At 62.5% G+C, this 12,988-nt stretch carries 15 protein-coding genes; 3 read left to right on the forward strand and 12 right to left on the reverse strand.

Annotated elements, in window-relative coordinates:
- Positions 1-101: 101 nt before the first annotated feature.
- The 11 genes from V1294_RS24450 to V1294_RS24500 all read right to left on the reverse strand — a co-directional run bounded on the left by V1294_RS24450 (position 102) and on the right by V1294_RS24500 (position 8,313).
- Positions 102-668: a histidine phosphatase family protein gene (locus tag V1294_RS24450; protein WP_334500677.1), complete on the reverse strand. Its 567-nt coding sequence runs from the start codon at positions 666-668 to the stop codon at positions 102-104.
- Positions 669-688: 20 nt separating this feature from the next.
- A complete protein-coding gene (locus V1294_RS24455; protein ID WP_334500679.1) occupies positions 689-1,114 on the reverse strand; it encodes a hypothetical protein in 426 nt (141 codons plus the stop codon).
- 69 nt (positions 1,115-1,183) lie between these two features.
- A complete protein-coding gene (locus V1294_RS24460; RefSeq protein WP_334500681.1) occupies positions 1,184-1,540 on the reverse strand; it encodes a DUF6152 family protein in 357 nt (118 codons plus the stop codon).
- A 97-nt stretch (positions 1,541-1,637) separates the two neighbouring features.
- Positions 1,638-1,859 carry a hypothetical protein gene (locus V1294_RS24465; protein WP_334500683.1) on the reverse strand — a complete coding sequence of 74 codons (222 nt, stop codon included), beginning with the start codon at positions 1,857-1,859 and terminating at the stop codon, positions 1,638-1,640.
- A gap of 36 nt (positions 1,860-1,895) precedes the next feature.
- Positions 1,896-2,120: a hypothetical protein gene (locus V1294_RS24470; protein WP_334500685.1), complete on the reverse strand. Its 225-nt coding sequence runs from the start codon at positions 2,118-2,120 to the stop codon at positions 1,896-1,898.
- A gap of 109 nt (positions 2,121-2,229) precedes the next feature.
- Positions 2,230-3,327, reverse strand: coding sequence for an ABC transporter ATP-binding protein (locus tag V1294_RS24475; RefSeq protein ID WP_334500687.1), 1,098 nt, complete (start codon positions 3,325-3,327; stop codon positions 2,230-2,232).
- 80 nt (positions 3,328-3,407) lie between these two features.
- Entirely contained in the window at positions 3,408-4,694 is a 1,287-nt protein-coding gene (locus tag V1294_RS24480) for an extracellular solute-binding protein (RefSeq protein ID WP_334500689.1), read from the reverse strand.
- Between the two features lie 45 nt (positions 4,695-4,739).
- Positions 4,740-5,576, reverse strand: a complete 837-nt coding sequence (locus V1294_RS24485) for a carbohydrate ABC transporter permease (protein ID WP_334500691.1) — start codon at positions 5,574-5,576, stop codon at positions 4,740-4,742.
- A 4-nt stretch (positions 5,577-5,580) separates the two neighbouring features.
- Entirely contained in the window at positions 5,581-6,474 is an 894-nt protein-coding gene (locus tag V1294_RS24490; protein ID WP_334479933.1) for a carbohydrate ABC transporter permease, read from the reverse strand.
- A 351-nt stretch (positions 6,475-6,825) separates the two neighbouring features.
- Positions 6,826-7,341 carry a transcriptional regulator LdtR gene (ldtR, locus tag V1294_RS24495; protein ID WP_028345688.1) on the reverse strand — a complete coding sequence of 172 codons (516 nt, stop codon included), beginning with the start codon at positions 7,339-7,341 and terminating at the stop codon, positions 6,826-6,828.
- A 498-nt stretch (positions 7,342-7,839) separates the two neighbouring features.
- Complete coding sequence (locus tag V1294_RS24500; RefSeq protein ID WP_334479931.1) at positions 7,840-8,313, reverse strand: DUF6163 family protein; 474 nt, start codon at positions 8,311-8,313, stop codon at positions 7,840-7,842.
- A gap of 196 nt (positions 8,314-8,509) precedes the next feature.
- Between V1294_RS24500 and hemB the strand changes: the two genes are divergently transcribed.
- The 3 genes from hemB to V1294_RS24515 all read left to right on the forward strand — a co-directional run bounded on the left by hemB (position 8,510) and on the right by V1294_RS24515 (position 11,441).
- A complete protein-coding gene (gene hemB / locus V1294_RS24505; RefSeq protein ID WP_334500693.1) occupies positions 8,510-9,571 on the forward strand; it encodes a porphobilinogen synthase in 1,062 nt (353 codons plus the stop codon).
- Positions 9,572-9,913: 342 nt separating this feature from the next.
- A complete protein-coding gene (locus tag V1294_RS24510; protein ID WP_334500695.1) occupies positions 9,914-10,504 on the forward strand; it encodes an RDD family protein in 591 nt (196 codons plus the stop codon).
- Positions 10,505-10,664: 160 nt separating this feature from the next.
- On the forward strand, positions 10,665-11,441 hold the full coding sequence (locus tag V1294_RS24515; RefSeq protein WP_247786093.1) for an arginyltransferase: 777 nt from the start codon (positions 10,665-10,667) through the stop codon (positions 11,439-11,441).
- Positions 11,442-11,534: 93 nt separating this feature from the next.
- Here V1294_RS24515 and V1294_RS24520 read toward each other — a convergent pair whose 3' ends face one another.
- Positions 11,535-12,932, reverse strand: a complete 1,398-nt coding sequence (locus V1294_RS24520) for an Nramp family divalent metal transporter (RefSeq protein WP_442895380.1) — start codon at positions 12,930-12,932, stop codon at positions 11,535-11,537.
- Positions 12,933-12,988: the final 56 nt, after the last annotated feature.

Raw genomic sequence — 12,988 nt, forward strand, 5'->3', positions numbered from 1 at the left:
AGACTGCAGCGAAGGCGCTCAGATATGAGGCCGTGATCGCCAACTGGAACCGTTACCGCAACAAAGATGCGAGGCGGACGCGCGATAATTCTCGCCAGCCATCAATCGAGAAGCAGGCGACCGACAGGTTCGGCGCGGTCGTTGCCGCCTTTGATAACGACGATCTCGCCGCTGGCGGGCGAGATACCGGTCAGCGCCTGAATGTTCGCGCCATGCGTCGCGACCAGCAGGTTTCCGCGCCCGGCCCATTTGGCGATGAGCGCGCGAGCGCCGGTGGTGAGCGCCTCTCTTTGATCTCGCAGCACCACGACATTGCCGAACGTGGCCGCGGTCTCGACTGTGCCCAGGTTCAGCAACCTGGCGGTGTCGATGCATCGGCACCACGGCGAACTCAGGATTTTCTCGAATGCAATCCCTTCCCTTTTGAGCTGCACACCAATTTTTGCCGCATCCGCCCGCCCCTTTTCGCTGAGGTTGCGCTGCGTGGCACAATCATCGACGCGGAATCCCGGCGGATCGCCGAAGCCACCCGGCGCATCGGCGTGACGCATCAGGGCGACGTGGCCGCCTGCCCGCAAGGCCTTCCAGGCATCGGCCGCGTCGTCGGCGTCGGCGACCTCTGCGGCGCTACAGAAGCCGAGAAGGAGCGCGAAGGTGGCAAAACGCATGCGACGCATGGCGGCCTCCATCAGAAATACGCGATCAGGCGGCCGGCGCAGATCGCACCGAGCCACAGCACAAGCGAGATCAGCGCCGTGGCTTTGGCGCCGCCGGAGGCTTTGTCATGCCAGCTCTCAACATGACGCCATGGGCCTGAATGCGCGATCACGACGTTGACCAGCGCCGCCGCAATCAGCAGCAGCTTGCTTTGGAACGCCGGGTTTTTCACGACATGCGATGCATCGGCGGAGAACAGCAAAAATCCCATGCTGATCGCGAGCACAAAGCCGGCGCGCGACAACGGCAACAGCAATCGCGCCATCGGTGGGATCGCAATCGCGCGCCCGAGCCCCAGCATCCTCAAATCGAGCGCCAGGATCGACCCCACCAGCACCACGAAGCCGATGATGTGCAGGATCTCGACCGCGGGATAGAGCGCGGGTGAAGAGCGCATCGCATGGCCCAGCGCGCTTTCCTGCAAAGTCAGGAAAATCGATGGGACTGCCTGATGCTCCACGCCGCCCTACCGCAATTCGATGCGCTTGCCTTCGAGCACGATGTACTCGATCCGCGCCTCGTCCGGCTTGCTGGTATGGGGATAGCCGAACACGGTGCAGGTCTTGCCGACGGCGATCAGGTCAGCAGTCGCGCCCCGCGCCTGCATGCGCGCCGGCGGCGCCAGGACGAAGTGCCAGTGCTTGCCGCCGACCTCCATCTCGATCTCGCAATGCGGGTTCTCGAAGGTCGATTTCAGGATCTTGCCGGTGACGGTGAACGATTTCGACGTATCGTATCCACCCCAGCCGTGATGGGCGATGGCGGAAGCCGGTGCGAGGGCGACTGCCAGCGACAGGAACAAGCGACGGGTGATTGAGATCATGGCGAGCCTCCATCGAGAGGATCAGCAAATCTATGGCGGAGCGCAAATGCCAGCAAGGCTCTCTCCGGCCCTCGTCCCGGTCAAGCTCGCCCAACCTTCACAGCCCCGTATACCCCGACTTCACCGGATCGTTGCTGCCGTCGAGCTGGCGCAAATAGGTCAGCCCGCACACGGTAAGCCGGTGCGGATCCTTCTCGCCCGCTTCCACCAGCGTGGTGAGATATTCGGTCACCTTGACGCGCGCCTCGTCGTTGGCCGCGGCGGAGCGGTTCACAAGCAGGTCATAGGTCTGCATGATGCGGTCGATCGCGGCTTCCATGGATTCCTCCTGAGTTGCGTGATGCGGGTGATGCGGTCAGGCCGGTATGCACGCTTCGAATTCGGCGATTGCCTTGTTGGCGAGCCTAAGCCTGTTGAATTCGCCGTGCTGGAACATCTTCACGATGATTTGGAGCAATCGCTCGTCGGTGACGAGGCTATCGGCAATGGCGCCCGTCTTGCGCAGGTAGTTCGACGCGATGGCGTAGGCATCGCCCACCACCTCGAAGTTCATGACCTGAATTCCGCGCTCGACCAGCATGCCTCACCTGTTCCGTGACAGGCCCGACAATGCGCGAGGGGCGCGATGGTTCCATCTTTTTTGGGGAGCCCTGCCTTTTGACAGTAAAAACAGCGCGTTTCGGCTTGATTCATCTCGAAATCGGCAACTCGGTCTCGGGATCGAAGAAATGCAGACGGCCGGCCTGTGCCGAAAGACGGACCTGATCGCCGCGCGCGATGATGGTTTCCGCAGGGACGCGGGCGGCGGTGACGCTGGCGCTGCCTACCCTCGTCTCCAGCAAGATCTCGGAGCCGAGCTGTTCGACGACCTCGACGCGGGCGTCGAAACCAAGGCCCGGCGCGCCCCCACCAAGCATGAGGTGCTCCGGCCGCACGCCCAGGATCACGCGGCGGCCGCTGTAGACCGTAAGCGCAGACGCGTCCGCAGGCCCGACCGTGAGCCGCAGGCCTTCTGCCTCGACTGACGTCACACCCGCTGCGCTGCGGACGCCGACGTCGATGAAGTTCATCGCAGGCGCGCCGATGAAGCCCGCGACGAACTTGTTGGCGGGCTTGCCATACACCTGCAGCGGCGTACCGATCTGCTGAATCCTGTCGTCGCGCATGATCACGACGCGATCGCCGAGCGTCATGGCCTCGACCTGGTCGTGGGTCACGAACACCGACGTGGTCGGAATCTCCGCATGCAGGCGCTTGATCTCGATGCGCATCTGCGCGCGCAGCTTGGCATCGAGGTTCGACAGCGGCTCGTCGAACAAAAACACCTGCGGATTGCGCACAATGCAGCGGCCGAGCGCGACGCGCTGCTGCTGTCCTCCAGATAATTGCCTGGGCTTGCGCTGGAGCAAATCATGCAGCCCGAGCATGCCGGCGGCGCGGTCGATCGCCGCCTTGATCTCGGCTTCCGCCGTCTTCTTGTTGCGCAGGCCGAACGCCAGATTGTCGTAGACGCTCATGTGCTGGTAGAGCGCGTAGTTCTGGAACACCATGGCGACGTCGCGGTCGCGCGGCGGCAGATGATTGACCACCTTGTTGCCGATGCGGATATCGCCGCTGGTGATGTCCTCCAGGCCTGCGATCATGCGCAGCGTCGTCGACTTGCCGCATCCGGACGGGCCGACCAGCGCCACGAATTCCTTGTCGGCAATCTCGAGATCGACGTCCTTCACGGCGTGGAACAGCGTGCCATAATGCTTGTTGAGCTTTTGGAGTGTGATCGCCGCCATTGCCCCGCCGTGACCTAACCTGATGATGCCTGTTTCAAAAAGCCCGCCGCGAGTTTCCGCGGCGGGCTTCGCGTTCGTGATTATTGCGCAGCCTTGCTGACCAGCGGCGCGCCCTCGGCAAGCACTCTTGCGATGTCCTCGCGCTTGCCGGTGACGGCCCTGGTGACGGCGTCGTTGAACGCCTTGTGCACGGCCGGCCATTGCGGGAAGTAATAGGCGCCGCGCACCTTGTCCGGGGAATCCAGCACCGATTCCTTCAAGAGCTTCATGAAGGAGTCTTCGGCGGCAATCTTCGGCCAGAACGTCGTGTTGGGCGGCGGCGCGCCGGTCATCTTGAAGAGCCTGGTCTGGCCTTCCTCGTCGAGCATCATCGCTTCCAGCATCTGCTTGGCCAGCTTCTTGCGCTCCGGCGCAATCGACTTCGGGATCGCCCAGCCCCAGATATCGTCCCAGGCGAAGGGTTTGGCCCGCTTGGGACCGAGCGGGAAGCGCGCGGCTGCGACCTTGCCGGCCACCTTGGACTTGGCCGGGTCGTTGAACGTCCCCCACCACAGCGAGTCGGCGACGGTGAACGCGGCGTCACCGGACATGAAGATGGCATTAGCCTCGTTACGGTCATAGGCCGGCATGCCGCGCGGCGAGATCTTGTGGGTGTTGATGGCGTCCCACCAATATTCGACGGTCTGCTGCATGCATGGCTCGGTCAGGCCGGACTTCCATCCGTTGGCTGCGAGTACCTTGTTGTCGCGCTCATAGGCCGGCATCAGCACGTCGCAATTGTTGCCCCACATCGACCAGAACCAGCTGAACCAGCTATGGTTCATCGACATGCCGCCGACATAGCCGAACTTGACCTTGCCGTCGGCCTGCAGCTTCTTGCTTGTTGTGATCAGTTCTTCCAGCGTCTTCGGCACTTCCTCCGGCTTGACCAGATCGGAGCGATAGAAGAACACGCTGAAGGTCTGGCCCATCGGCACGACGGTGTTCTTGCCTTCCGCATTGGCGAACACGACCGGTGCCATGCTCCATTTGTCGGCGTATTTATTGGCTTCGACGTCGTCGGTCGGTTCCAGCAGATGCGCCCAGGTCTGTCCCCAGTCGTCATTGTGCCAGATGACGTCGTACTGGTCGGCGTTCGACGTCAGCGACGCCGTCATTTTCTCGACATAGACGCCGTAGGAATTCGGCACCTTGACGATCTTGACGCCGTTCTTGGCGCCCCAGGCCTCGAACATCGCAATCGAGGCGTCCTGGATCGGGCTCGGCTGGTAGCCGATCCGCAGCTCCTTTACCTGTGCGGCGGCACCGCCGGTCGCAGCCACCAGGGCCGCGGTCGCCGCAACGAACCATCTCGCCAGTCCCTGCATCGCCTCTCCTCCTCGTTTTTGTCGTTGTGTCGTGTCTTCCCTCGGCTAAATCCTTAAACCCCGTATTACGTATTTCTGGCCGAACAGCGCGATCAAAAACGCCGGCACCAGCGCCATGACCGCGGTCGCCGCCATCAGGTTCCAGCGCAATCCCATCTCGGTGACGAACTGCGCCATCACAACCGTAATCATCGGCACGCGGTTGCCGGTCAGGATCAGCGCGAACAGAAACTCGTTCCAGGTGAACAGCCAGCATAGCACGGCGAGCGCCGAGATCGCCGGCAGCGCCGACGGCACCGCGACGCGGATGAAGGCTCCCCATCGCGTGCAGCCGTCGATCATGGCGGCGTATTCCATCGACGGGTCGATGCCGTCGAAAAAGCCCTTCATCAGCCATGAGAAGAAGCAGATATGCACGGCGACGTGCGGCAGCAGCAGCCCGGTATAGGTGTCGTAGATGCCCCAGCTTTGCGTCACGAAGTACAGCGGCAGCACCCAGGAAATATAGGGCACGCAGCGGAACACATAGATCGTTCCGAACCAGATCCGCGAGGCCGGCCCGGTGAAGCGCGACAGCATGTAGCCGCTCGATACGGTGACCAAAAGCGAGAACACGGTCGCCAGCGTCGAGATCAGCGCGCTGTTGAGGAAGGCTGCGACGATCCGCTCGTCGCTCAGCACCTCGGCGAAGCTGAGAAGCGTAAATTCAGTGCCGCGATGGATGTAATAGACGCCGGATTCCGGCCGCAGCGAGGTCAGGATCAGCCACAGCACCGGAAAGGCGAACGCAAAGCAGATGAAAGCGACGACCAGCGCGAACAGCGTCTTGCGGCCGATCGGCGGCAGCCACGGCAGGAATTCGGAGCGGCGTACCATGGCCATCGGGTCAGGCCTTTGCGATGCGATCGACGAGGCGGTAGAGCACCACGCCGATCACGAGGATGATGAGCCCGCCGACGATGGCGGCCGCCGAACCGCGGCCGAGATCGAGGTTGAGGAAGGCGTGCACATAGGCATAGAGGCTGAACAGTTCCGTCGAGCGCCCGGGCCCGCCGCCGGTCAGCGTCCACACGATGTCAAACGTGCGGAAGGCGTCGATGGCGCGGATCACCACGCATACCACGATCACCGGGCGCAGCATCGGCAGCGTCAGGAAGCGAAACACGCGCCAAGTGGTGGTGCCGTCGATGGCCGCGGCCTCGAACGGCTCCTTCGGCAGGCTCTGCAGGCCCGCCAACAGCAGCAGCGTGAACCACGGCGTCCACAGCCAGATGTCGGTCAGAAGGATGATGCCGAACGCGCTCCAGCGCTGCACCAGCCAGGGCTGCCCCTCGAGCCCGATGGCTTCAAGCACCACATTCACGATGCCGAACTGGTCGTTGAAGATCCAGCGGATCATGATCGCGGCGATGACGGGCGCCACCATCAGCGGCACCAGCAGGATCGTCTGCACCAGCTTCTGTCCGCGGAATGGACGGTTGAGCAAGAGCGCCAGCATTAGTCCCGCCACCAGCGCACCGGCGACGCTGAGAACCATGAACAGGAAGGTGTTCGGCAGCACTACGTAGAGGAACGCCGGATCCGTTATCACGGCGACATAGTGGTCGAAGCCGATCCAGGTCTTTTTGGGATTATAGAGCGCCCAGTCGCGAAAGCTGGCGTTGGCGCCGATCACGATCGGCACGACCTGAAACAGCAGCAACAACAGCGCAGCCGGCGCGATCAGAAGCAGCACGAACCGCTGTTGCTCGCCGAACATGGGACGCCGCGATGCCGACAAGCCGGTTTCCCCATTTGAGCATCAAGCCGTCACGACTCTTCTGGCCGGTACGCGTGAAGCCTGTATTTTCGGGGAGTATGGGCGGGGCGTCGAAGGCTAGTCAATCCGGATTGTGGCACGCGGCACAATCGGATTGTGCGAGAGCACAATCGGATCGGCGAAGGCAAGCGATCGGGCAGACGCTGATTGAAAACGTCAACCAGAGGTGCGCCAAAAAGCAAAACGCACCGGACCCGGAGAACCGGTGCCGATGCGCTTTCAGCAGGGCTTACTGCCTTGCCAGTTCATTGTCCGCTGTTGGCTGCCGGTCTTCTCGGATGGCCGGCTTGACCGCGAGCGGAAAAGAAATTCTCAGAGCCGATACAGGATCTGGTCGGTCCAGAACCGCTCGAGCCGGTGCAGCGACTTGTTCAGCGTCGCGAACTCCTCGTTGGAGATGCCGCCGACCTGCTCCACGGTCTTGACGTGCTTCTGGTAGAGCGCGTCGACGATCTTGCGGATTTCCTGGCCCTGCGCTGTCAAGCGGATGCGGACCGAACGGCGATCGACGCGGGAGCGCTGATGATCGAGGAAGCCGAGCTCGACGAGCTTCTTGAGGTTATAGGAGACGTTGGAGCCGAGGTAGTAACCGCGCGTGCGCAGCTCGCCCGCGGTCAGCTCCTTGTCGCCGATGTTGTAGAGCAGCAAAGCCTGCACCGAATTGATGTCGGCGCGGCCGCGGCGATCGAATTCGTCCTTGATGACGTCGAGCAGCCGGCGGTGAAGCCGCTCCACCAAAGTCAACGCTTCCAAATAGAGCGGCTGCACCGGAGTTTGACCGGCAGAGCGTTCAGCGGTTTCCACCGCCGTTGCAACGGCTTTGATCATGACACTTCCCCTGTCGTCGTTTTTGTCGACTTATTCGACGAAACTTTTGTCCCGCCTGATAGCCTCAACTTAAGGGGGCGGTTTGAAGATCCGCTTAAATAAGAGAATAAAGAGATCATGAATTTAACAGAGTGAATTGTCGATTAAGCCCGGTGGATCAAGGCTTTTTGCAATATTTCATTGACGGTGACAGCGCGATGTTCACGCTTCGTCTGCAGGCCCTGTCGCATTCGGAAACAGGTCCGTCTGAAATCGAAACGCTCGCGTAAGGTGTGTGGTGGAACCCTTTACGCCCCTTAACGGTGACCGAAGCGTTACCGCTAAAATATTTGAAAATTTTAGCGGATGGCGTCGCGGTTTCTGCACCCGGATGAATTATGGCGGGAAACTGACCCGCTCGGATTCGCGGTGACGCCCCTCACCCAACCCTCTAAGAGCAACGCTCGCTTGTCTCGACCCCGCAAGAGCCGGGCGAGGGAGCGCATCGGAGCAAGCCTCCTACGGCGGCCGTTCGCGCGCGGCCATCCAGGCGAGCGCCAGATACGCCGCCAGCATCACGGCTTCGAGTCCCACGACCGTCAGGCTGCCGCCGTAGATTCCGGGAAACATCAGCTCGATCACCGCCATCGACACCACGGTGGTGAGCCACACCACCGCGCCCCAGGGCGTCGCGAGCCACAGCCCGACGGCGGCAACGAGTTCGATGACGGCGAAATAGACGGTCGCGGTCTGCCAGGCCATCGACTGGTTCTCGAACGCCTCTTCCTCGCCGCCGATGAATCCTGTCACCTGCGCCCAGTGGTACAGGCCCTTCAGGATCGAGATAACAGCCATGATGCGCAGGAACAGCACCAGGCGGCGCGTCCACACATTCTCGTCGGGCTCGATCCGCTCCGACGACATCGCGGCCATCGACATCGCATTGTCCCTGGACTTGTCCCGCCCCTGATCGCGCGCCGAAGTATCAGACATGGGAGTTGACCTGGTCGCTGACCTCGGAATCGGGGCTCAACGCGTGCTGGAATGTCCTCATAGCCATGTCTTGGCCCGCCGGGACGGTAAAATCAATTGCCGATGAGATGGATCAAGCCTCGGTGACGGGCGACCTTCAAGGTGCTAGAACTGGAACAAATCAAAACTGACCAGCGCCTTCAGGAGTACCCATCACATGGCGATCAAATTCGGGCGTCCGATCGAAATGCGCGACGCACCGCGGCGGCAGACCGCCCTCGCCTCCACCCCGCTGGACCTGGCGATCCGCCCCCGCCGCAACCGCAAGGCGGAATGGACGCGGCGGCTGGTGCGCGAAAACGTGCTGACCACGGATGATCTGATCTGGCCGTTGTTCGTGGTCGACGGAAACAACACGCGCACGCCCATCACCTCGATGCCCGGCGTCGACCGCCTCACCGTCGATCAGGCGGTGCGCGACGCCGAGCGCGCGATGAAGCTCGACATCCCCTGCATCGCGCTGTTCCCCTATACCGAGCCGTCCTTGCGCGACGAGAACGGTTCAGAAGCGCTCAACCCGAACAATCTGGTCTGCCAGTCGGTGCGCGCGATCAAGACGGAATTCCCTGAAATCGGCGTGCTCTGCGACGTCGCGCTGGATCCCTTCACCAGCCACGGCCATGACGGGTTGATCGAGGACGGCAAAATCCTCAACGACGAGACGGTGGCGGTGCTGGTGCGGCAGGCGCTGGTGCAGGCCGAAGCCGGCTGCGACATCATCGCGCCCTCCGACATGATGGACGGCCGCGTCGGCGCGATCCGCGAGGCGCTGGATGAGGCCGGCTTCCTCGACGTGCAGATCATGTCCTACGCGGCGAAATACGCGTCCGCCTTCTACGGCCCGTTCCGCGACGCCATTGGTTCCGCAAAAACGCTGACCGGCGACAAGCGCACCTACCAGATGGACAGCGCCAATTCCGACGAAGCGCTGCGCGAGGTCGAACTCGACATCGCCGAGGGCGCCGACATGGTGATGGTGAAGCCCGGCATGCCCTATCTCGATATCGTGCGGCGGGTGAAGGACACGTTTTCGATGCCGACCTTCGTCTACCAGGTGTCCGGCGAATACGCGATGATCGCAGCCGCCGCCAACAATGGCTGGATCGACGGCGACCGCGCGATGATGGAAAGCCTGCTCGGCTTCAAGCGCGCCGGCGCGGATGGGATTTTGACGTACTTTGCGCCGAAGGCCGCGGAGAAGATCAAGGCGAATTCGTAGGGCGGGTTAGGCGAAGCCATAACCCACCAAGGTCTCGATACCGGACGGTCCCGCGGTGGACTACGCCTTCGGCTAATCCACCGCTACCATCGTGCGCGAGGCTCCCTCCGCGTCTTTGCGAGCGCAGCGAAGCAATCCATGGCGCGGCATAAGCGGATAGATGGATTGCTTCGCGGAGCCGGTCATCGGGCGCGCATTCGCGCGACCCGTTGGCTCGCAATGACGGGGTGGGAGTGACGTTCCTCACCCTCAGTATTGAACGCTGTTAATGGTCGCAGGCCCTTGGCGAGCGCTTGGCCGGTTCCCATGTTTCGTTCGGTAAATTCGGCCTGGAGGACGACCATGTCTTATAGCGGCTCTGGCAATACCGGTGGCGGCGCTTCAAATGCTGGCGGCGCTTCAAGTGCTGGCGGCGCCTGGCGGAACGACGGCGGGGTGCCGCCGCATGCGTTCGATCCGGATCTGCAGCCGGAACTGTTTCGCGGCCTGCTGACGCGGCGAGTATTTGCGTTCCTGATCGACCTCGTGGTGCTGTCGGTGCCCGTCATCCTCGGCTACATCTTCATCTTCGTGTTCGGCATCGTGACGCTGGGACTGGGCTTTATGCTGTTCTGGCTGGCGTGGCCGGCTACCATCGTGTGGGCGATCGTCTATTACGGCGCCTCGATCGGCGGCCCGCATTCGGCCACCATGGGCATGCGCGCGATGGATCTGGAGCTGCGCACCTGGTACGGCGCCCCGGGCTATTTCGTGCTCGGCGCCTGCCATGCCGTGCTGTACTGGGTCTCGATCTCGTTCCTGACGCCGCTGGTGCTGCTGGTCGGCCTGTTCAACGGCCGGCGCCGGCTGCTGCACGATATCATCCTGGGAACCGTGGTCATCAACAGCTCGGTTCGTACTCAGGTAGCGCCATCGGCACGCAGCAGCTACTGAGCGAGCAGCAAACCAATTGACCGTCAGCCCTCGGGGCGCGATGTTAGAGCCGGTCCGGCCTGGAATGAATCGGGGCCGGCCCGGCACTTTTTCGCTTTGACGCGTTTTCTTAACGGGAAAGCGCTATGGTTGATTTGTTTCGGAGGCCTGACGATCCGACGTGACCCAGCACTCGCGTGACACCCCGCAATTCTACCTGACGGCGCCCTCGCCCTGCCCCTATCTGCCGGGCCGGCACGAGCGCAAGGTGTTCACGCATCTGGTCGGCGACAAGGCCGGCGACCTCAACGACCTCCTGACCCATGGCGGCTTCCGCCGCAGCCAGTCGATCGCCTACCGCCCGGCCTGCGACCAGTGCCGCGCCTGCGTTTCCGTGCGCGTCATCGCCAACGAATTCCGTCCCTCGCGCAACTTCAAGAAGGTCCTGGCGCGCAATGCCGACATCGTCGGCGAGCAGCGCAGCGCCGTGCCGACGTCGGAGCAGTATTCCGTATTCCGCGCCTATCTCGACAGGCGGCACCGCCATGGCGGCATGGCCGACATGACCGTGCTCGATTACGCGATGATGGTGGAAGACAGCCATGTCGAGACCCGCATCATCGAATACCGCAAGCGCGGCGTCGATACCGGCATCACCGGCCGCGGCGAGGAGCTGATCGCAGTGGCCCTGACGGATGTGCTCAGCGACGGGCTGTCGATGGTATACTCGTTCTTCGAACCGTCGCAGCAGAGCCGCTCGCTCGGCACCTTCATGATCCTCGATCACATCACCCGCGCCCGCAGGCTCGGGCTGCCTTACGTCTATCTCGGCTACTGGATCGAAGGCTCCAAGAAGATGGACTACAAGGGCCGCTTCCTGCCGCAGCAGCGGCTGGCGCCGTCCGGCTGGCTGCGGGTCGACGCATCGGGCGAAATGCTGTCCGAGCCGCAGGATTAGCTCGCGCTTGTAGCCCGGATGTAGCGCAGCGAAATCCGGGGCCGCTCTCAAGATTCGCGGATTGCGCTTCGCTCCATCCGGGCTACGAACTCCTCAGCCGAAGAACGCCTCGAACAAGAGCTTCACGTTCAGCGCGACGATCACGCCGGCGACGACCCACGCCACCGCGGCGACCGAACGGGAGATGGCGAATTTGCCCATCTTGCGACGGTCGGAAACGAACTTCACCAGCGGGATCACCGCGAACGGCAATTGCATCGACAGCACCACCTGGCTGAAAACCAAAAGCTGGCTGGTGCCGCGCTCGCCATAGAGCGCGGTGACGATCACGACCGGAACGATGGCGATGCCGCGCGTCAGCAGCCGCCGCGCCCAGCTCGGCAGGCGCAGATGCAGAAAGCCCTCCATCACAATCTGGCCGGCCAAAGTCGCCGTGACCGTCGAATTCAGGCCGGAGGCGAGCAGCGCCACCGCGAACAAAGTCGAGGCGATGCCGAGCCCGAGTAGCGGCGATAGCAGTTCATATGCCTGGCCGATCTCGGCGACCTCAGTGCGGCCGGTCGCATGGAAGGTGGCGGCGGCGACGATCAGGATCGCGGCGTTGATGAACAGCGCCAGCATCAAGGCGATGGTCGAATCCGTCGTCGCCCATTTGATCGCCTCGCGGCGGCCCTTGTCGTTACGTTCATAGGCGCGGGTCTGCACGATCGAGGAGTGCAAATAGAGGTTATGCGGCATCACGGTAGCGCCGATGATGCCGATGGCGATGTAGAGCATTTCAGGATTGGTGACGATCTCGGTCGAGGGCATAAAGCCCTTCAGCACCCCGGCCACCGGCGGGGCGGCAGCCACGATCTGGATCGCAAAGCAGACACCAATCACGATCAGCAGCGAGATGACAAAGGCTTCGAGGAAACGAAAACCCTTGTTCATCAACAGCAGCAGCAGAAAGGCGTCGAGCGCCGTGATCAGCGCGCCGCTGATCAGGGGGATGCCGAACAGAAGTTTCAACGCAATCGCGGTGCCGATCACTTCCGCAAGGTCGCAGGCGATGATCGCGGCCTCGCAGGCCACCCAGAGCAGGAAGTTCACCGGCCGGGAAAAGCTGGCGCGGCAGGCCTGCGCGAGGTCGCGGTCGGTGACGATGCCAAGCCGCGCGGCGAGCGCCTGCAGCAGGATCGCCATCAGGTTCGACAGCAGGATCACCGAGAGCAGCGTGTAACCGAACTTGGATCCGCCCGCGAGATCGGTCGCCCAGTTGCCCGGGTCCATATAACCGACGGAGACCAGATAGCCGGGGCCGAGGAAGGCCAGCAGCCGGCGCGACCAATGCCCGCCAAAGGGCACCGAGATGGTCGAATTGACCTCGGGCAGGCTGCGCTGAGTGCCAGCGGCGGCATCAGCGCGCCAGCCGGCAGCAGTCGTGTCGGACATGGATACACCACTCTCAATCGGCGTCTTCGGGCCCAATGCGGGCGTTCGGGCGTCCATCTAAGCAAGATGGCCGATATCAATCTTTATTGCAACTCATTTGCAACTGCATCTAG

The organism is Bradyrhizobium sp. AZCC 1678 (assembly GCF_036924765.1).
GTDB lineage: Bacteria > Pseudomonadota > Alphaproteobacteria > Rhizobiales > Xanthobacteraceae > Bradyrhizobium > Bradyrhizobium algeriense.

What these genes read in the sequence shown, in the direction of transcription:
- V1294_RS24475 (WP_334500687.1), bottom strand. Translation starts at nt 3,327, where the DNA reads ATGGCGGCGATCACACTCCAAAAGCTCAACAAGCATTATGGCACGCTG.
- V1294_RS24485 (WP_334500691.1), bottom strand. Translation starts at nt 5,576, where the DNA reads ATGGCCATGGTACGCCGCTCCGAATTCCTGCCGTGGCTGCCGCCGATC.
- V1294_RS24455 (WP_334500679.1), bottom strand. Translation starts at nt 1,114, where the DNA reads ATGCGCTCTTCACCCGCGCTCTATCCCGCGGTCGAGATCCTGCACATC.
- V1294_RS24460 (WP_334500681.1), bottom strand. Translation starts at nt 1,540, where the DNA reads ATGATCTCAATCACCCGTCGCTTGTTCCTGTCGCTGGCAGTCGCCCTC.
- V1294_RS24480 (WP_334500689.1), bottom strand. Translation starts at nt 4,694, where the DNA reads ATGCAGGGACTGGCGAGATGGTTCGTTGCGGCGACCGCGGCCCTGGTG.
- V1294_RS24500 (WP_334479931.1), bottom strand. Translation starts at nt 8,313, where the DNA reads ATGTCTGATACTTCGGCGCGCGATCAGGGGCGGGACAAGTCCAGGGAC.
- hemB (WP_334500693.1), top strand. Translation starts at nt 8,510, where the DNA reads ATGGCGATCAAATTCGGGCGTCCGATCGAAATGCGCGACGCACCGCGG.
- V1294_RS24520 (WP_442895380.1), bottom strand. Translation starts at nt 12,932, where the DNA reads ATGGACGCCCGAACGCCCGCATTGGGCCCGAAGACGCCGATTGAGAGT.
- V1294_RS24465 (WP_334500683.1), bottom strand. Translation starts at nt 1,859, where the DNA reads ATGGAAGCCGCGATCGACCGCATCATGCAGACCTATGACCTGCTTGTG.
- V1294_RS24470 (WP_334500685.1), bottom strand. Translation starts at nt 2,120, where the DNA reads ATGCTGGTCGAGCGCGGAATTCAGGTCATGAACTTCGAGGTGGTGGGC.
- V1294_RS24510 (WP_334500695.1), top strand. Translation starts at nt 9,914, where the DNA reads ATGTCTTATAGCGGCTCTGGCAATACCGGTGGCGGCGCTTCAAATGCT.
- V1294_RS24450 (WP_334500677.1), bottom strand. Translation starts at nt 668, where the DNA reads ATGCGTTTTGCCACCTTCGCGCTCCTTCTCGGCTTCTGTAGCGCCGCA.
- ldtR (WP_028345688.1), bottom strand. Translation starts at nt 7,341, where the DNA reads ATGATCAAAGCCGTTGCAACGGCGGTGGAAACCGCTGAACGCTCTGCC.